The sequence below is a fragment of the Francisella salina genome (genome assembly GCF_000219045.1).
Classification (GTDB): domain Bacteria; phylum Pseudomonadota; class Gammaproteobacteria; order Francisellales; family Francisellaceae; genus Francisella; species Francisella salimarina.
Window position 1 is genome coordinate 429,753 of the sequence record NC_015696.1, and the last position, 19,810, is coordinate 449,562.

The window sequence follows — 19,810 nt, forward strand, 5'->3', positions numbered from 1 at the left end:
GGGACTATTTATTTGGTTTAGAGGACATTTCAGCTGTGAAGAACCATCTTAATAAAATATCTACCCTTTAAATCCGTCAGCCACTATATAGAATTCTCTAGATTTGGGTCTTGATGATTTAGGTTTGAACTGTACAACTTTGTTAAAAGATTCTCTCACTAGTTTAATATACTCATCACTACCTTGACCTTGAAATACTTTTGCAACAAATGAGCCGTTTTTGTTGAGATTAGTATTGGCAAAGTCTAAGGCCAGCTCAAGGAGGTGGATAGATCTAGCTTGATCAGAAGTTTTGTTACCACTAAGATTAGGAGACATATCAGATATTACACAGTCAATTTTTCTATTATTGATGAGTTGAATTAGTTTATCGTAAGTTTCATCACTTGAAAAATCACCTTGAATAAACTCTACTCCAGCAATTGGAGTCATATCAAGCAAATCTAAAGCAATAAGTTTACCATTGTTGCCTATAAATTTTATTACTTGCTCTGACCAGCCTCCTGGAGCAGCTCCAAGATCAACTATAAACATATTCTGTTTAAATAAATTGTATTTATCTTGTATTTCAAGGATTTTAAAACTTGCTCGACTACGATAGCCAAGTTTATTAGCTTGAGCTACATAGTAGTCAGAAGTATGCTCTTGAATCCATTTTTTAGTAGTAGAACCTTTAGACATGGTTATCTTAGAATTTTTTCTTTATATTGTATGGATATTTTGTACATAAATAAAGCATGCTGATGATATTGTTTTTGTGTATATCAAAAGCTTATAAAATAGGTGTTTTAGAGTTATAATTAGTCTATTGGGATTCTCGTGTTTTGAGTTTGAAATGTATAAAAGAATATTTGTGCTGAGTTTAGTGGGTTTGTCTATGGCTTCTTGTACTATAAAAGAAGATATTCAGGACAATATTGATCACTATGATAAGTTAACAAGGTATAGTAAAGCTAGAGAAGTTAGTTATAGTAAGCATACAAATGATATCGATGGAGCTAGATTTTTAGTTGCGAACTATCCAGATCAAGTTATTCGTCTAGATGGAAAGGATTTTAATGATAGGTATAAGAAGTTGATTGAGTATCTTAAAGATAACGGTTATACAATCATGATTAATGAGAAGTTACCTCAAACGGCTACTATTATCGCGGAACTTAATAAGCCTCTTCCTGATATGAAGTATATGGGAGTTATTATGGAACAGGATTCAAAAATGGGCCAAACTGTATATAGTATTTCTTACGGAGGGAATGAGTTTAAAGCTAGGCAGTTCTATACTGACTATAAGAAAACACTATGATTTTTTGGTAAATAACGAAGCAAGTATCAGAAGTATTACGCCACAGGTTATTGCTGAATCAGCTATATTAAAAGATGGCCAGTGATAATTACCGATATGAAAATCTAAGAAGTCGATGACATAACCTTGAAAAGCCCTATCATAGAAGTTACCTAGAGCTCCTCCTAATATAAGTGAGAATGAGATTAGGTTAAGTCTTGCACTAGTTGGTTGTTTGATTATCAGATATATAAGCACAATTGCAGCGATTAATGAAATAGTGGCGAACATAATCATTTGCCATGATGTTTGATCATTGCTTAGTAAACTGAATGCGGCTCCATGGTTGTATAATAAAGTAAAATTAAAGAAGCTAGTCACCTTTACAGGTTGTGCAAATTCTAATTGTGTATTAGCCAAATATTTTGTGTATAAATCAGCAATTATAATAGCAATTGCTAAAATAAAATATTTAAGCTTATATTTAAGCGAACTCACGTGATTCTCCGTTTTCGGTAGTAATATTTTCAATACAGCGACTACAGATATCTTGATATTCTTGATTTTGACCTACAGTGGCACTACGGTGCCAACATCTTTCACATTTCGGTTCTTCAATCTTATTAACTTCAACATTTAGGCCTGTGATATTTGATTCAATAGAGTTATTTGTTCTTTCCTCAATAGCTCTCAGACTCGCTTTTGATGATATCAGTAAAAATCTAAGCTCATTACCAAGTTTCTCTAAAAGCTTATAATTGTCATTATCTGCATAGATGATGATTTCTGCTTCTAATGATGCTTTAATTACATCTTCATTTCTTTTAATCTCAAGTATTCTATTAACTTCTGAGCGTATTTCTTGAATTTTTGCCCAGAATTCTAGATTTAACTCATCTTGGTTATTAAATGATTTTAGATCAGTATACCACTCACAAAGTTGAATAGGTAGGTCAGTAGTCTTTGGTGTAGCCTCCCAAATTTCATCGGCTGTATATGAAAGTATAGGAGACATCCATCTTACTAGAGCATGTACTATATGATATATGGCAGTTTGAGCTGATTTACGTGGATGGCCATCTGCTTTTGCAGTGTATTGTCTATCTTTGATGATATCTAGATAGAAGCTACCCATTTCAATAGAGCAGAAGTGATGAATCAACTGGGCTACAGTATGAGTTTGATATTTATCGTAAGCTTCAATTATTTTGTCTTGGAATTCTTTTGTTTTAGCTATTGCCCATTGATCTAACTTGACTAGTTTGTCAAACTCAATAATATCTGTTTCTGGATTAAAGCCTTCTAGGTTTGATAATAAGAATCTAGCAGTATTGCGTAATCTACGATAAGTGTCAGCAGTTCTTTTTAGAATTTGATCAGAAACAGCCATTTCACTCTTGTAATCAGTAGATGCTGTCCATAGACGAAGTATATCTGCACCTAAAGTATTATAAATATCTTGAGGTGAGGTTACATTGCCTAGAGATTTGGACATTTTGCGTCCATGTTCATCAACTACAAAACCATGGGTGAAAACTTCTTTATATGGTTGGCTACCTTTAGCAGACATAGCAACTAATAGAGATGTTTGGAACCAGCCACGATGTTGATCAGAACCTTCTAAATATAAATCGGCCGGGTAGCTTAAATTTTTATCTATATCTAAAATGCACATACTTGATGAGCCAGAGTCAAACCATACATCCAAAGTATCTTTTACGCGCTTGTATGTATCTGTTTCAGATATGAATTCACTATCGTCTGCATTAAACCACGCTTCAATACCACCTGCTTCTATCTTTTGAGCTACTTTGTCAAGTATTTCGATAGTGTTAGGGTGTAATTCTTCAGTATCTTTGTGAATAAATAGAGGTAATGGTACCCCCCAAGTTCTTTGACGAGATATACACCAATCTGGTCTATCTTTAATCATACCCTCTATACGGGCTTGTCCCCAGCTAGGAGCCCAGCTAGTTTCTTTGATTGCCTCAATAGCCTTTTCGCGCAAACCTTCTTTTTCCATACTAACGAACCATTGAGGTGTGGCTCTAAATATCAAAGGAGTCTTATGACGCCAGCAATGAGGATAGCTATGTTTAATTTTGTCAAAATTCATTAAGCGCTTCTTTTCACCTAAGAGCTCAATGATTCTGTCGTTGGCCTTAAAGACAAATTCACCGGCAAAGAGCTTAGTATTCTCACTATAACAACCGTTGCCTTTTACAAAAATTTCCATAGATAAATCATGTTGTACGCCTAATGCAAAATCCTCGACACCGTGAGTTGGAGCTGTGTGAACCATACCTGTACCAGAATCATCTGTTACATGGTCTCCGTGTAAAATTGGTATATGACGACTATAGAAAGGATGTTCTGCTATGATTCCTGTTAGCTTGTTGCCGCTTGTATTAGCTATAACCTGAGCATTTTCGATTGCATATCTCTTGATAGTCTGCTCAACAAGGTTCTCAGCTAGTATGATGTATGAGTCTTCAACTTTGATTAGACTATAGTTAAGTTCGTTGTGAACAGCTATGGCTTGGTTCGCTGGTAACGTCCATGGAGTAGTTGTCCAAATAACTGCAAAAGCATCATGATTCAGTGACTCAAGACCAAAGGCTTTAGCAAGCTTCGCTTTGTCTTTAATTTTGAACTTTACATCAATGGCTGGAGAAACTTTGTCCATGTATTCTACTTCGGCCTCTGCAAGTGCTGATCCACAGTCAGTGCACCAATGTACAGGCTTAAAACCTTTACTTAAATGACCATTTTCAATAATCTTTGCCAATGTTCTAATCATGTTAGCTTCATAATTAAAGTCCATAGTCAGGTAGGGGTTATCCCACTCACCTAATACACCTAATCTCTTGAAATCTTTCTTTTGTATTTCTACTTGTTTTTTTGCATATTTACGACATTCTTTTCTAAATGCATTTTCAGATATTTTTTGTCCAGCTTTACCGTGCTTTTTCTCTACTTGTAGCTCTATAGGCAGGCCGTGACAATCCCATGTTGGGATATAAGGGGCATCATACCCACTTAGTGTTTTTGATTTGACAATTATATCTTTCAGAATCTTATTAACAGCATGTCCAACGTGTATACTTCCATTAGCGTATGGAGGACCATCATGTAATACAAACTTATCTCGACCAGCAAAATGTTCTCTGATTTTTCTGTAAATACCTTGTTTTTCCCACTTGTTAAGAATCATAGGTTCTTTATTTGCCAGGTTGCCTTTCATTGAGAAAGATGTTTTTGGAAGGTTTAAGGTGTCTTTGTAGTCACTCATGAGGGTTCCTTAGATATTTATAAATAGTTTATATTCTGAAATTAAAATTACTTAAGCTGAGATTATAAAGTACAAAGGTTATTATGTTAATACTCTTTATAATGTAGTTATTAATTTTTTTGCAGTTTCTGTATCTTTAGAAATCTGAGCTTTAAGTTCATCAAACGAGTTAAATTTTTTTTCTGGTCTAATAAAGTCAATAATTTCAGTTGTTATGTGTTTGCCGTAAATATATTCATCAAAGTTAAATATGTGTGTTTCTAGAAGATTATTTTTACCATCAATAGTAGGTCGAGTGCCAGCATTGGTAACTCCATAGAATATTTCGTTACCAATGTGAACCTTTGATAAATATACTCCTTTTAATGCTGAATTCTTGAGCAGCTTCTGATTTACTGTGTGAAACCCGATTTTTCTACCGTTTTTTTGTCCGTGTAAAACTCTCGAATTAATCTTTAGTGAGTTTCCAAGTAATTTGTTTGCTTGTTTGATATTGTGCTCGGCAATAGACTGTCGAATTTGGCTACTGCTTATACGGTGATTATCAAGATTAAGTGTAGAAATTCTATCAACTGTAAATTTGTGAGTCAGGGAGTATTGTTTTAATAGTTCATAGTTGCCAGTTCGGTTTTTGCCAAATTTGAAATCATCGCCAACTATTATATGTTTTGTATTTAGCTTTTTAACAAGAAATTCCTCAATAAAGTCTTTTGCTTCTATATTTGCAAATTTTTCATTGAATTTTTGGCAGATTATATATTCAACTCCTAACTTACTGAGATTGATAATCTTATTCCTAAAATCATATATTCTCGAAGGCGCAATTTCTTTGAGAAAGAACTCTTTAGGTAAAGGTTCAAAAAACATAATACAAGGTACTAGGTTGTTCTCCTTAGCTATATTGATAAGCTTTTTTATGATTGCTTGGTGTCCTAGATGAACACCGTCAAATGAGCCTATAGCTACAGCTTTGGCTGAAGAATTATTAGTTTTGGTTAAGTTTGTAATAATTTTCATTATAAAAAAGAAGGTTTAAAGCTATTTTATTTAGGAGTATAATAGCCTATAGTATTCATTTTTTGTTGAAAAAAAGCAACTACTGATAGATACTTATCTGTTAGATGTTTAGGTTATCGTATAACACAAATTATTATTGAGTGGTTTAAATCATGGCACGTGAGAAAAGAATTAGAAAATTAAGGAATAAGATTGGTAAGGTTTTTGCGATTGAGACAAACCTTACTGGTAGGCAATTATTAAATAATCGTGTTTTAAATAAAGATGTTGCTTTTAGCCAAGAGGAAAGAATTGCATTTGATTTAATCGGTTATCTTCCTGAGAAAGTTGAAAGTTTGGACGAGCAAGCTGCTAGAGTTAAAAGGCAGCTTGATCAAAAGCCAAATGCTCTTGAGAAATATGTATTTTTGAATAGGTTGCATGATTTAAATACAACTCTTTTTTATCATTTTGTCCGCGAAAATATCGAAGATATAATGCCTACTATATATACACCTACAGTTGGGGAAGCAGTACAAAAGTATAGTAGCTCATTTAGAAAACAGAGCGGACTTTTCTTATCTATAAGCCACAAAAAACATATTGCTAAGATCTTAGAGAGATATGAGTATAACAGTATTGATTTAGTCCTTGTAACAGATGGTGAAGCTGTTCTTGGTATTGGCGATCAAGGTATTGGTGGTATGAATATCAGTATTGGTAAGATCATGGTTTATGTTGCTGCTAGTGGTATAGATCCTGCTAGAGTTTTACCAGTTCAGTTGGATATGGGTACTAATAACGATCAGTTGCTAAGTGCACCTGGCTATCTTGGTATACGCCTGCCAAGGGTTTCAGGTGAGACTTATGATGAATTTATTGAAGAATTTGTAAGTCAGGTCAAGACAAGGTTTCCTAATGTGTTTTTGCACTGGGAAGATCTGGGTCGTGATAATGCTACACGTATCCTTGAGAAATATAAGGATAAGCTATGTACATTTAATGATGACATAGAAGGTACAGGTATTGTGGCAGCAGCTAACTGTATAGCCGCTGTCAAGACTGCTAGTGCAAAAAGGATAGAGGTGGGAGAGTTGACTCCCGAAGAAGCTATAAGTGGTATATGTGATATTAGAATAGTTATCTATGGTGCTGGAAGTGCAGGATGTGGTATTGCAAGACAGCTTGCAGATGTAATATCAGATAGAGCGGGTGTATCTATCGAAGAAGCTATGAAGAGTATCTATTTGGTTGATAGATATGGTTTGGTATGCGATAAGTTAAGAGCGAAAAGAATTACACCTGAACAGAAGCCTTTTGTTAAATTTAGTGATGAGATTGATACCTGGAAAGTCGAAGATCCAAGTTATATAACATTAGAAGAAGCTGTCAAAAATACAAAATGTGATATTTTAATTGGAACCTCAGGTCAGCCAGGATCATTTAATGAGGAAATCATTAAAACAATGGCTAAAAATAATAATTATCCTATTATTATGCCTTTATCTAATCCAACTTCGCTATGTGAAGCATTACCTGAAGATATTATTAAGTGGACAGAAGGTAGGGCACTGATAGCCGCAGGTAGTCCATTCCCAGATGTAACATATAATGGGTGTAAATATAGAATTTCTCAAGGTAATAATGCCTTTATATTTCCTGGTTTGGGTCTCGGTTCAGTTGCAGTGCATGCAAAAATTCTTACAAAAGGTATGATTAGAGCTGCTTGTTACAGGTTGAGTGAATTATCTCCAATGGTAATCAATGAAGACATAACACAGCCATTGCTTGCTAAAATATCTGACTTAGTTGAAGTAACGAAAGAGATAACTAAAGCAGTAGCTAAGCAAGCTATTTTGGAAAATGTTCATGGTGTAGACGTTGATTTGGAAGATCTTACAGAGGAAGAGTTTGATAGTGAGGTAGAAAGATTAATTAATTTATCGTCTTGGACACCAACTTACGCCCCTTATATGCCTATCTAAAATTAATAAATCTTATCTTATATTGATGCATAAAATTTGTTGAAACCAACCATAAAATTATGCTAGACTCAAAAAGATTTTTCTATGTCACTAGTTAAATATTTTTTGAGGAAGAGTTGTGGTAGGTAGATTGAAAAGAACTTGTATGTTGGTTGGCAGCTTACTAGCTTGCTATGGTTATGCTTATTCAGAAGACTCCCCACAAGTGGTTTCTCAGGGAGGGCCTTTGGGAGCTACAAGTATTGGAGATCAGAGTCTTGGTCAATCATCACAAAATAGTACAAGCTCAACTTCGACTTCAGCAAATGCTTCTCAGCAGTCAAGTGGTAGCGTGAATGAGAGAGAGCTATTGCTTAGTTTACAGAAGCAGGTTCAGCAGCTTCAAGGTCAGTTACAGCAGTTAAAATCACAAAATGCTAATGGTGGTTTAAAGAATACATCTAATGGTAGCTCATCGTTTACTACATATAGTTCAAAAGTAGATGGCAATAAAAACCCTGGATCTCTTGGTGGTAATGGTAATGGTGAAGGTAGAGATTTAAGTCGAGCTCTAGTGTCTGATAGTGATCCTTCTGATATTATGCAAAATGTTAGTGCTAGCGACTCAATTGTAAGTTTAGGAGATCAGCCAGCTGGAGGTATTTTCAGCTCAAATGGTGGTATTGACGTAGGTGGGGCTCCAGCAATTACTACACAAGGTCAGGTAACTTACTTAGGTTCATACTCTGGTAACAACAGTATCCCTATTGGACAGATTTCTTCAAACCTTTTTGCATCTACATTATTAGGTCAAAGAGAGAAATTTGATGATTATTCGGTATTCTTTGGTGGCTTTATCGAGGCAGATGCACAAGCATGGTGGGGTAGTGGAATTACTAAGAATAATCCTAACAATCAAAGATTATCTGCTAATGGACAAAACATATATCTAACGAATGCAAAACTGTATTTCCTATCAAATCTAGGGCATTATGTAACAGCGCAGTTTGACTTTGATACAGATGAGTCAGGAAGCTTTGGTTTAGGTAACGCTTTTGTTATATTTGGTAACCTTGATACATCGCCATTCTTTGTAACAGCAGGTAGAAACAAACCAACTGTTGGATCTTATGGTGGTGGTGGTTCATGGACAGGTGGTATTACCGGTTTCTTAGCTCCTGATAATGTTACTAACGTTTCATTAAACTATAAGGATGCCGTATGGAACGCATCTGTGGCTGTGTTTGGTTCAGATGACAAGCATGCAAACTTCTCTACAGGTCTATTCTATGCGGATAGTTGGACTCCTAATCTAGGTGCAGGTTTTAACGTTGGTTATGTATATAATATTGCAGGTGCTGGAAATAGCTCTATTCCATTAGCTCTGGATAATTTGAATAGAAAAGGAGATACAGTTGGTGCTATTAACGTTGATGGAAACTTGGCTTATAGTATGTGGGGAGGAATATTCCAGATAGGTGCCGGATGGGCAAGTACCACAAATGCTGAAGAGTTTAACGGTGTTGGTAATGGTAATGTGTTAGCAGGTGCATGGTACGGAGCACTCAACTACGCAGCTATGCTAGGAGGTAGAAATACTAACTTTAACGTTACTTATGGTCAATCATACAATTCTCAAGCAATACCAATGGGTACAGCAAATGCATCACCGAACTTTGGTAATACTGCAACGGGCATTAAAGAGCAGCTTATTTTCTCTGCTCAGAGAGCATACTTTGATGATAACGTTCTATTTGGTCCAGAGTATGCATATCAAAGACTATATAGTGGTGAACATATGAATACAATTACTCTCGATATGTCAGTATACGTATAGAAATATATTATGAATGCTTAAAAAAAAGATATATGCTTCAGCATTAATTTTTTCAATTTTTGACATCTCTTATGCAGATGATCAGCAACAGTTGAGTCAACAGGAAGTTGCTCAATTAGCAAGTCAAATTAAATTGCTACAAGCAGAGATTAATAATTTAGATCAGCAAGAAAATACAGAAGTCAAGGTTGGCTTAGGCTCGCAACAAAAAGCTAATATTGAATTTAGTGATTTTGATAAAAATGTAAGAGTTAGAGAGCAGTATTTGCAAGAGCAAATGGTTATAGGCGCCCCTGCTAATAGCGATAGCGACCAGGTCGATGTTGGTGATCAAGTTAAGATTACTACGCAGGGTGAAGTTACTTATGTGGGCTCATTCTCAAGTAATAACACTGTACCGATTGGTCAGTTACCAAGTAACCTTTTTGCATCAAGTATTCTTAGGCAGAGAGCATTCTTTGATGATTATGCAATCTTTTTTGGTGGATTTATTCAGGCAGATGCTCAGACATGGAATGGTAGCAATATTACAACAAGGTCAGGTGGAACCTTTGACGGTAATGGCGAAAACATATACCTAACAAGTGCAACACTATATTTTTTGGCAAATCTTGGGCATTATGTAACCGCTAATATGGATTTTGTCGCTGATCAAAATAATAACTATGATCTTCAGGATGGTTTTGTTATTTTTGGTAATCTTGACACAACACCAGTATTTGTATCTGTTGGTAAGTATAGACCTTCTGTTGGATCTTATGGTGGTGGTGGTCCATGGACAAATAGTATTACTGCGAACATGTTTAGACCAAATAGAATTACCAATGCAGCTATAAACTATAGAGGTGACACCTCAAATGCCAACTTTACGCTTTTTGATGCGGAGAATCATGCAACTTTTTCATTAGCATACTTCGATGCTGTAAAAATTGATAATCTAGGACAAATTGGTTTTAACCTGGGATATATGCATGATATTAGAGGAGCTAATAGTAGGTTTAGTTTTATAAATAATCGTGTTGGTGAGTTTAATGTCGATACAGCAATTAGTATCCAGAGTATACCTTTTTTACCTGGTAATCTAAATCTTGGGGCAGGTTGGGCAACGACTACTACGCAAAGTACACAGTTTAACGGTTATGGTAATGCTTATGCAGGAGCTTTTACAGTACAGGCTGCGTATACATTAACATTGTTTGGTAAGGGGCAAAATATTAACGCCAGTTATGGACACTCTTATAATGCTGATAATATTCCTATGCCACTATCTGCAGGGGTTGGGACTTTCAAAACAGCTTCAGGGATTAAAGATCAGATTTTGATATCTACCCAAAGGTCTTTATTTGATGATAATGTACTGGTTGGCCCAGAGTACTCTTGGCAAAGCTTGTATAATGGTCAGAAAATGAATACGTTCACTATAGATTTATCTGTGTATGTTTAATATGAGCTTTAGCTTTATAAAAATCGATAAATAGAGTAAGATTAGTAATTAGTATATATAATAAATTTATAGGACATATATGTCTTTCTTGGTTGCAATAGTTGGTAGAGCTAATGTTGGTAAATCTACTCTTTTTAATGTTTTAACAAACTCTCGTGATGCATTGGTTTTTGATTTTGAGGGAGTAACTCGTGATCGTCAATATGGTCAGGCTAAATACGATGGCTTAGATTATCTTGTTGTCGATACTGGAGGTATATCAGATCAAGATGCAGGTTTTGATGAGTTTATGGCAAAACAGTCTCAGATGGCAATAGATGAAGCGAATTTAGTTTTCTTTGTGGTTGATGGTAGATCAGGTTTAACAGCTGGAGATGAGTATGTTGCCGATCTTTTGCGTCAGAAAGATAAGAAAGTAGTAGTTGTCGTGAATAAAGTAGATGGTGTTGAAGAAGAGTCTGCAATGGCGGATTTTTATAAATTTGGCTTTGAAAAAGTATTTTCAGTATCAGCAGCACATCGTAGAAACACCCAAAAACTTATCGATAAATTTCTTAAAAAACCTCTGAATGAATACTATCTGGACTACACTCAGACACAAGAACATAAGGAGCAACTGCGCCATGGTATACACTTCTCGCTTATTGGGCGTCCTAATGTAGGCAAATCAACACTTACAAATAGAATGCTTGGAGAAGACAGAGTGGTGGTTTTTGATATGCCTGGAACTACTATCGATAGTGTTAGTATTCCGTTTGAGCGCCATGGGCATAAATACACTATTGTTGATACAGCAGGTGTGCGTAAAAGGGGTAAGGTAAAACAGACATTAGAAAAGTTTTCTGTTATTAAGACTCTACAAGCAATACAAGATTCAAATGTTGTGGTTGCTGTGGTTGATGCAAGACAAGGAATTTCAGATCAAGATTTAAGTTTGATACATTTTGCTATCAAGAATGGTAGAGCACTTGTGTTGGCTATAAATAAGTGGGATGGTATGACTGAAGAAGATCGCAATCAAGTTAAACAAGATTTGAAGCGAAAATTATTCTTCTTAGAAGATTATGTCGATATGCACTTTATTTCAGCATTGCATGGTACAAATGTGGGGCATGTGTTTGAGTCTATAGATACTGCATATAATTGTGCGAATAAAAAAATAACTACAGCAGATGCAACTCGTTTGATGCAACTTGCTGTTGAGGCTCATTCACCCCCGATGGTTGGTAAATTTAGAATTAAGCTTAAGTATGCTCATGTTGGTGGGCATAATCCTCCTGTCATCGTTATACATGGTAACCAAGTTAATAGATTACCTAATTCATATAAAAGATATTTAGAAAATTTCTTTAGAGAAGCTTTAGATTTTCGTGGTACTCCTATAGTATTTGAATTTAAACAGTCAGACAATCCTTTTGCAGATAGAAAAAATAAGAGAACAAAAGATGAAGGCAGTAAGAGTAAAAAAGCTAAATAAAATTGCTGAAGAAGTAACGATTAGTATTAGTGGTGCAAAAAATGCTCTGCTACATTTAATTTTTGCAGGATTGATTCCAGATACTAAGACCAAGTTTTGTAATGTACCTACAACTCTTTTAGACTATAAAGGAGCTAAGGAAATTTTAAAAAATGTTGGTGCTAGAGTTGTAGAGAAGGGAGAGTGTGTAACTATTGATACTAGTTCTATCTCGAATGAACCTCTTGAGTTATGCGGTGAGATGACATCTAAAACTAGATGCTCACTGATGCTACTAGGCTCTATGTTGAAGAAGAAGGGTCGTGTAAGAATTGGCTTTCCTGGAGGTTGTAGCTTTAGTGAGAAAAGACCTTTTGATATTCATCTTAATGGGTTGGAAGCTCTTGGTGCAGAAGTGAAGTTGGCGGATGATTATATAGATGTTATCTATAAGGAAGAAAAAGACGCTGAGTTTAAAATGCTTTTTCCTTCTGTTGGTGCTACTATGAATTTGGTCATGTATGCTGTCATAGGTAGTTCTGAGGTAGTTCTTGAAAATGTTGCCTTAGAGCCGGAAGTTGTTACTTTAATTGACTATCTAAATCAATGTGGTGCAAATATTTATTTTGATACTGATAGTAGGAAGATCAGAGTGATTGGTGTTTCTAGGTTGTCAGGATGTGAGTTTGAGATAATTTTTGATCGAATTCAAGCTATGACCTATGCTGCTATGGCTTATTTATATAAAACAAATGTTACAATTACGAATATTAATACTAATGATACTTATAACATTGAAAAGCCTCTTGAAAAGCTCACAAATATAGGTGCTAGATGGGAGTATGATCAAGCTGGTAATAGTATTAAATTCTTCGGTAAAGATAGCATTATAAAAGGTGATGACATAATAGCAGCACCTTTTCCACATTTTCCTACAGATTTGCAGCCTATATTTGCAGTTATGTTATTTATGGCAAATAGTTCAAGTACTATTCAAGATACCGTATATCCTGAACGCATCAATTATGTGTACCAGATCCGTAAGATGGGTTTCAATATTTCAATAGATAATAATTTAATAAAAATAATCCCTGTTAGCGATTTGGAAAATATACGTCCTGCTGTAATGAGTGTAAAAGATTTGCGAGCAGGCATGGCATGTTTAATGGCTGGATCATTGTTGGATGAGTTTTCGACTATTAATAATGCTCATCAAATTTTTAGAGGGTATAATAATCTTATAGAAAACATGTCTCATTTTATGCAGATTGAGATTTTAGATGGTAATGTTTAGGTAGCAGATGTCAAAATATATATCTTTAGAACAGTATAATACATATCGCATAAAATCTTATGCTAAGCATGTTTATTTTCCAGATAATGAAAAAGAGTTATTAGAAATTGTGAATAGGCATAATCAGGTATTTTTTCTTGGTAACGGTAGTAATGTTATTTTTTCAAAAGAATATTATGATGATGTTGCGTTTGTGGTATTTTGTGAAAATTTTAATTCCTTTAATATTGATGATAAATGTGTAAAAGTTCAAGCAGGAGTCTTATTACAAGATCTTGCACTTGCGACCTATGAGGCTGGTTTAAGCGGCATAGAGACTTTTTATGATGTTCCAGCTAGTGTAGGTGGTGCACTGATTATGAATGCCGGCGCTTATGGAGATGAAATATATACATATGTGAAAAGTGTTACGATTCTGGATCTCAAAACAAAAAAAATAAAGAAATATCTCAAAGACGATATTGAGTATGGTTATAGATACTCTATGTTTAAATATTTTAATGATATTTGTATCTTATCAGCGGAGTTTGAGTTTGAATCAAAATCTAAGCAAGAGATTAAAATGAAACTTGATGATATCTATTCGAGAAGATTATTGAATTTGCCTCAAAAACCTACAGCGGGAAGTGTTTTTAAGAGACCTCAAGCAAATATGCCTGTAGGAGTTATGGTTGAAGAGCTGGGACTTAAAGGTAAGCAAGTTGGAGGAGCTCAGATATCCCCTAAACATGGAGGTATTATAGTTAATAATGGTCATGCTACGGGTGAAGATATACTGCGACTTATAGAGCTCATAAAACGAGAGGTTTTAGAACACTATAGTATTGAACTACATGAAGAACAGATTGTTATTTAATATCTTTAGTTAAAAGCTCTTTTTTATATGTCTAATATCGAATATACTTTGTTTAGGAAAAATATTTTTAATAAATTATGAAAATAAAGATTTTATCTTCTTTCATTATGGTATCTTTATTTTTTAGCAGTTCTTTTGCTGATACTATTACAGCTAAAGCTAATCAAGCAGTTAATGTAGACACGAGTGATAATCCGTTACGAGATTATGCTCAAAAAACATCTATAAATACAGATTCAGCAATTAATACGGCGCCCACATCATCTAATAACACTCAGATTCTCGATACAAATCAGAGTGATGATAATGTTCCTAAGGCAAATGATTATGGAGATGCATTGAGTAGTTTGGTTGATACAAGTGATGATGATTATGATAAGCTGATTGCAGAAGCAAATGCTATTTTAGCAGATAGCACACCATCTGAAACCAAAAAAAAGATTGATGCTTTCAATAAAGAATTAGAAGAAAGGTCTAAAAAAGAAAAAGACAATTTTATTAAGAATACAGCAGGTAATACTTTGAGTAAAGCGAGTGATATAGTCAATAGTAACCAAACACAGAAAGTAGATCAGAAATTTGATGAGTCCTATAATACATATTCAGAAAAATCATCAGGTGATTATATAAATGAAAATGTTAAAAACTATGATGAGGATTATAAACCAAAAAACCATGATGGACTTCTTGAAAGTATTAGTACTCCTAAGGATATTGAAGAATCTTTCAATGATATAGATAAAGATGAAAATGATGATTTTAAATATAAACTAAAAGATGGTTATCCTATTGAGCAAATAACAACAGTTGGTTTATTAAGTGGTGAACAGAAGCGCTATAAGAAATGTTTGATAATGAAGACTTATGGTGGTGGTACATGGAGAACATATTGTCAGCCACTTAAAAAGCCTACTAAATGTCCTGATTATGATTGGCAACAGCTATCATCTATGTCTATCATGTACTGCTAAAATAAAACTATTAATTCTTTTTAAACTCCGTTATTTGTTTTTTAAGCTCGTCTAGGCTTATTCTATTAGGATTTGCGCGTGGGGTTATATTATTATCTTCATTCTTGCGAACCGCATAACCGTATAGAGCTTCTATTTCTAATTGTAGATTTTGCTTAAATTTATTAATAAAAGTATTCCACATGTTTTTACCAGTCAAACAAGTATGCATATTTGTATCTGCTAGAGGCTCATTGAGATGTCTAATATCTTCAAAGACAGTATTAGTGTTCTCATAAGTAAATGTAATAAGATCTGATTCGATAGCAGGAGTTTTGTATCTACTAGTTTGTAGGGTATTACCCCATGTTAGAAGATCTATCATATCATTTGTATGCTTTGACTTACTAATAGTTGCAAAAGCCTTTTTCATAGAGTCAAAAGATTTATCGCCAAAGGTCGAAAATAAAAGGATGCCATCATCATTTAGTAGCTCATAGTAGTCATCTAATTCTTGAGCTAAATTATCGGTTAGATGGATAATACTATTTGATATAATTATATCGAAAGATTGGATTTGATCTTGGTTTTTATGTATTCTTGTATTAGGAAAGCGACTTTGTAAACTGTTTAAATAATCGTCATCACAATACCCAGTTACCAAGATATCTGATGGATTAAGCTTTATGAAGTCAAGTCTTTTGAGTAGCCTATGAGCTATCTCATTTTTAATAAAAGATTGTCGATATAACTTTCTGTTGGATATTCTATTTAAGAAGAGATTATAATTAAACATAAGTGATCGCAATAACATATTTGTATGAAGATTATAACAAAAATACTGCAAATACTCTCTATTCAGAATTGTTTATTATGTAGACAGTCAGCAGAAGATATAGTTTGTAATTACTGTTTACATAATCTAGAAGAAGACTTGAATACACAGCAGTACAAGTTAGATTTTGATATTGAGTATGATTACTATCATCTACTTAGTTACACTGCAGAGGTTAGATATTTATTACAAAAGCTTAAGTTTCAAAAAGATTTGTTAGTAATGCGGGTGTTCAGTAAGCTTATGCAGAAATGGTGGGATAAGATCGGCGATAAATACTTCGCTGATGTTGATGCCATTGCTACAGTGCCCATACATAGGCTTAGATATGTCTATAGAGGGTTTAATCAGTCTGAGCTTCTTGCTAGTGAATTAGCAGAATATGCTGATATTAGAACAGTGTTTTCAAATTGCTCACGTACGAAATATACAAAGTCACAAGCTAAATCATCCAAACAAAAAAGAGCTTCACAGATAAAAAATGTATTTAAACTTAAGGAACCAGTAAGAGCCAAGCATCTTTTAGTTTTTGATGATGTGTTAACGACAGGGGCAACGATTAGAGAATTTATAGAAACTATATCAGAAAGTAGCCAGATTGATAAGATATCTATAGTTACACTGGTGCATCCAGAATAAGTAATATGGAATGTAGCTAATCCGAATAACTTTTGAAGCCGTTTTGTTATCCTATGGCTTGACCTAGGATCCACTTATTATGGGTTTTAAACTTGGATTCTACGATCAAGTCGTAGAATGACATTTTTCTTTCTGATGAATTATTTACTATAAGAAAATGTTATAAGTATGATAAAATCAATATATTTAATAATCGTATATAATTTTGTAATAATACTATCAACAAATTAAAAGATTATATGAAAAGGTATCAAAATGAAAAAATTAGTATTATTAGTGGTTTCAGTTATGGGTTTAATAAATGTGAGCTTTGCTAGTGGTTTACATGAGCTAAATAGTTTCTCAAGTAGCTCATTCCCACCACCAGTGATGATATTAGCCGAGTAAGGCTTACTCAGGAAGTTTTAGTTTAATTCTACCACCTAGTATATGAGCATGAATATGAAAAACCATCTGTCCACCTTCTTTACCAGTATTAAAAACAGTTTTAAAACCTTTTAAACCAAGTAGTTTAGCAACCTTAGGTATACTTAACATAAATTTACCCATAAGCTCTTCATCTTCTTCAGTTAGCTCATTCAGGCTAGCTATATGTTTCTTTGGAATAACTAAAACATGAGTATCAGCAGCTGGATTGATATCATGAAAAGCAAAAACATTTTGATCTTCATAAACTTTCTTTGATGGAATCTCGCCTGTGATAATCTTACAAAAAATACAATCAGACATTTATTTCTCCTTTTTGAAAATATAATAAGCCAAGCAAACAACACCTGCTATCAATATGGTTGTACTATGAGTAGTGATTAAATCCTGCAACTTAGTCAGAGAGCTAGTATCTTTAGTTATATTTGCTATAGCGCCTGTAGATATTAATAAAGCACTTGCACCCAATGCAAATCGATGCTTTTTCTTAGGTTCTTTAGCTTTACTAACTTGGTGTGATGGCGTGGTTTTTAAATTCATCTGCGTATGTTGTAATATATCAAATACCATACGTGGCAGTTCTGGTAGTCTATCACTAACTCTAGGCATATTCTCTAGCGAACGATGATAAAAACCTCTTAATCCCATTTGTTCTTTCATCCATTTCTCTAATATTGGACGAGATGTTTCCCATATATTAAGTTCTGGACATAGTTTTTGTCCAAGACCTTCAACATGAAATAGAGTTTTCTGCAACAATGTAAGTTGAGGTTGTATATTCATGTTGAAACGACGAGCAACAGCAAATAGCTGCATCAAAGTATAGCCTAGTGAAATTTCTTTCATAGGTTTTTCAAAAATTGGCTCACAAACTGTTCTGATAGCAGACTCCAATACATCTTCACGCGTATCACTAGGAACCCAGCCTGACTCTATGTGTAGTTCAGCCACTTTGCGATAGTCACGTTTAAAAAATGCCAAAAAATTACCTGCTAGATAACGCTGGTCATCACGATTAAGTGTACCAACAATACCAAAGTCGATAGATATGTATTTTGGGTCAGCTGGATTTGTGACATCGATAAACATGTTACCAGGGTGCATATCTGCATGGAAGAAGCAGTCATCAAACACTTGAGAGTAGAATATCTCCACACCTCGCTGTGCTAATAAACGGCGATCTACTCCTAGCGCATCGAGAGTTTCGATATCAGATACTCTGACACCACTGACACGCTCCATAACCATTACTGTAGAGCTAGTATATTCCCAATATATCTTAGGTACATAATGTATGGTTGAGCCCTCGAAGTTTCTGCGTATTTGAGATGCATTAGATGCTTCGCGTACTAGATCAAGTTCATCAAAGAAGCTTTGATTAATTTCTTTGACAATTTCAACAGGCTTGAAACGCTTAATTTCTTTTAGTTTGCTAAGTAGTGTTGCAAAGAAAAGCATCAAAGAAGTATCAAGTTTTAGGATTTTCTCTATACCTGGTCGCAATACTTTAACTACAACTTTTTCATCATTTTGAAGTACTGCACCATGAACTTGAGCAACTGAAGCAGAGGCTAGCGGGGTGCTTTCAAAACTTTTGAATATCTTAGTTATTGGTTTTTTTGCAGCATTTTCAATTTGTTGAGCAGCAATATCGTTATCAAAAGGAGGCACGTTATCTTGGAGCTTAGATACCTCTTTTATAACTTCAGGAGGAAGCAGGTCAGCACGGACAGATAACGCTTGTCCAAACTTAATAAATATAGGTCCAAGTCTCTCTAATGCCTCTCTAATTCTGACACCGTGCTCTAGTTTGCGTATTCTTGGAGAGTAATAAAAAGGGTTTACTAAAAGTATAAGCTTAAGACTTCTTATTTTAGTTGCTTTAATTGGTTCATTGAGAAGGCAATACCTATTTATAATATAAAAAATATATATAAGTCTTAGAAATTTTCTAATCATTGTATAAGCTCTGTAATAAGTTTAGTTTGGCTTCTATTCTATCAGTAGCCTGTTTTAGCTCTTGAACTTGACGATAAAAAATATTTATCTCATTTTGTGATATTAATGTTCTTTTTTCTTCAGTTAAAAAATCTTTAATATCTACTATAGTTTCTTGGCGTGATGTTCTAAGATATTGTTTCGCTTTAGTGAAAGGTTTCGCTATTGTCGCTGCAAATTCCGGGCTAGTAACTTCAGATATCTTATATACTAAATCAATATCAATAGCACTTATGAACTTATTGAACTCATTTAGGTCTTTAAGGCTACCTTGGTAATCAAGTTTATTGGCAATTATAAGTTCCTGAAGGTTCTTGTTGAATACTAGCTCAAGAATATGAGCTAGTTTACCTTTTAGCACATTTTTGGAATGCTCATCAGTAGCATGAATTTTTGATTTTTCAACTTTTAGTGTAACCGAAAAATCAATATCAGTAATCTCTACCCTTAATGTTTTATTATTAAGAGGTAGCAACAAACCACTCATTTGTGGGTCAAGTTTAGATAATAATATTAGGAAGTTATCTATTATTTGAATCAT

18 protein-coding genes are annotated in these 19,810 nt (G+C 34.3%); 10 read left to right on the forward strand and 8 right to left on the reverse strand.

Annotated features, from left to right (window positions below):
- Window positions 1-60: 60 nt before the first annotated feature.
- Window positions 61-681, reverse strand: coding sequence for an RlmE family RNA methyltransferase (locus F7308_RS02225; RefSeq protein WP_013922230.1), 621 nt, complete (start codon window positions 679-681; stop codon window positions 61-63).
- A gap of 154 nt (window positions 682-835) precedes the next feature.
- Between F7308_RS02225 and F7308_RS02230 the strand changes: the two genes are divergently transcribed.
- A complete protein-coding gene (locus F7308_RS02230) occupies window positions 836-1,303 on the forward strand; it encodes a hypothetical protein (protein ID WP_041263596.1) in 468 nt (155 codons plus the stop codon).
- Here F7308_RS02230 and lspA read toward each other — a convergent pair.
- From lspA to ribF, 3 genes are all read right to left on the reverse strand, one after another.
- Window positions 1,298-1,780: a signal peptidase II gene (lspA, locus tag F7308_RS02235; protein WP_013922232.1), complete on the reverse strand. Its 483-nt coding sequence runs from the start codon at window positions 1,778-1,780 to the stop codon at window positions 1,298-1,300. The genes F7308_RS02230 and lspA overlap by 6 nt on opposite strands.
- Window positions 1,767-4,574 carry an isoleucine--tRNA ligase gene (gene ileS, locus F7308_RS02240; protein ID WP_013922233.1) on the reverse strand — a complete coding sequence of 936 codons (2,808 nt, stop codon included), beginning with the start codon at window positions 4,572-4,574 and terminating at the stop codon, window positions 1,767-1,769. The genes lspA and ileS overlap by 14 nt, the downstream gene beginning before the upstream one ends.
- 96 nt (window positions 4,575-4,670) lie before the next feature.
- Complete coding sequence (ribF, locus tag F7308_RS02245; protein WP_013922234.1) at window positions 4,671-5,591, reverse strand: bifunctional riboflavin kinase/FAD synthetase; 921 nt, start codon at window positions 5,589-5,591, stop codon at window positions 4,671-4,673.
- Window positions 5,592-5,740: 149 nt separating this feature from the next.
- Between ribF and F7308_RS02250 the strand changes: the two genes are divergently transcribed.
- The 7 genes from F7308_RS02250 (at window position 5,741) to F7308_RS02280 (ending at window position 15,392) form a co-directional block, all read left to right on the forward strand.
- On the forward strand, window positions 5,741-7,555 hold the full coding sequence (locus tag F7308_RS02250; protein WP_156796581.1) for an NAD-dependent malic enzyme: 1,815 nt from the start codon (window positions 5,741-5,743) through the stop codon (window positions 7,553-7,555).
- Window positions 7,556-7,673: 118 nt separating this feature from the next.
- Window positions 7,674-9,371 carry a DUF3573 domain-containing protein gene (locus F7308_RS02255; RefSeq protein WP_013922236.1) on the forward strand — a complete coding sequence of 566 codons (1,698 nt, stop codon included), beginning with the start codon at window positions 7,674-7,676 and terminating at the stop codon, window positions 9,369-9,371.
- A 13-nt stretch (window positions 9,372-9,384) separates the two neighbouring features.
- Window positions 9,385-10,815: a DUF3573 domain-containing protein gene (locus F7308_RS02260; protein ID WP_013922237.1), complete on the forward strand. Its 1,431-nt coding sequence runs from the start codon at window positions 9,385-9,387 to the stop codon at window positions 10,813-10,815.
- A 79-nt stretch (window positions 10,816-10,894) separates the two neighbouring features.
- Window positions 10,895-12,292: a ribosome biogenesis GTPase Der gene (der, locus tag F7308_RS02265; RefSeq protein ID WP_013922238.1), complete on the forward strand. Its 1,398-nt coding sequence runs from the start codon at window positions 10,895-10,897 to the stop codon at window positions 12,290-12,292.
- A complete protein-coding gene (locus F7308_RS02270; RefSeq protein WP_013922239.1) occupies window positions 12,261-13,565 on the forward strand; it encodes a UDP-N-acetylglucosamine 1-carboxyvinyltransferase in 1,305 nt (434 codons plus the stop codon). Before der ends, F7308_RS02270 begins: the two co-directional genes overlap by 32 nt.
- Window positions 13,566-13,572: 7 nt before the next feature.
- The gene (murB, locus tag F7308_RS02275) at window positions 13,573-14,421 is read left to right on the forward strand and encodes a UDP-N-acetylmuramate dehydrogenase (protein ID WP_013922240.1); all 849 of its coding nucleotides are present in this window, start codon (window positions 13,573-13,575) and stop codon (window positions 14,419-14,421) included.
- A 77-nt stretch (window positions 14,422-14,498) separates the two neighbouring features.
- A complete protein-coding gene (locus F7308_RS02280) occupies window positions 14,499-15,392 on the forward strand; it encodes a hypothetical protein (protein ID WP_041263597.1) in 894 nt (297 codons plus the stop codon).
- 10 nt (window positions 15,393-15,402) lie between these two features.
- On the opposite strand, the gene F7308_RS02285 is transcribed toward F7308_RS02280, so the two are convergent.
- Window positions 15,403-16,167, reverse strand: a complete 765-nt coding sequence (locus F7308_RS02285) for a methyltransferase domain-containing protein (protein WP_013922242.1) — start codon at window positions 16,165-16,167, stop codon at window positions 15,403-15,405.
- A 24-nt stretch (window positions 16,168-16,191) separates the two neighbouring features.
- Here F7308_RS02285 and F7308_RS02290 point away from each other — a divergent pair, with 24 nt between their 5' ends.
- Entirely contained in the window at window positions 16,192-16,845 is a 654-nt protein-coding gene (locus tag F7308_RS02290) for a ComF family protein (protein WP_013922243.1), read from the forward strand.
- Window positions 16,846-17,100: 255 nt separating this feature from the next.
- Window positions 17,101-17,232 carry a hypothetical protein gene (locus F7308_RS10385; protein WP_013922244.1) on the forward strand — a complete coding sequence of 44 codons (132 nt, stop codon included), beginning with the start codon at window positions 17,101-17,103 and terminating at the stop codon, window positions 17,230-17,232.
- Between the two features lie 3 nt (window positions 17,233-17,235).
- Here the strand turns inward: F7308_RS10385 and F7308_RS02295 are convergent, their stop codons facing one another.
- From F7308_RS02295 to F7308_RS02305, 3 genes are read right to left on the reverse strand one after another with little or no spacing between them, the layout of a single operon-like run.
- The gene (locus F7308_RS02295) at window positions 17,236-17,574 is read right to left on the reverse strand and encodes a histidine triad nucleotide-binding protein (protein WP_004286395.1); all 339 of its coding nucleotides are present in this window, start codon (window positions 17,572-17,574) and stop codon (window positions 17,236-17,238) included.
- The gene (ubiB, locus tag F7308_RS02300; protein ID WP_013922245.1) at window positions 17,575-19,230 is read right to left on the reverse strand and encodes a ubiquinone biosynthesis regulatory protein kinase UbiB; all 1,656 of its coding nucleotides are present in this window, start codon (window positions 19,228-19,230) and stop codon (window positions 17,575-17,577) included.
- The gene (locus tag F7308_RS02305) at window positions 19,223-19,810 is read right to left on the reverse strand and encodes a ubiquinone biosynthesis accessory factor UbiJ (RefSeq protein WP_013922246.1); all 588 of its coding nucleotides are present in this window, start codon (window positions 19,808-19,810) and stop codon (window positions 19,223-19,225) included. The genes ubiB and F7308_RS02305 overlap by 8 nt, the downstream gene beginning before the upstream one ends.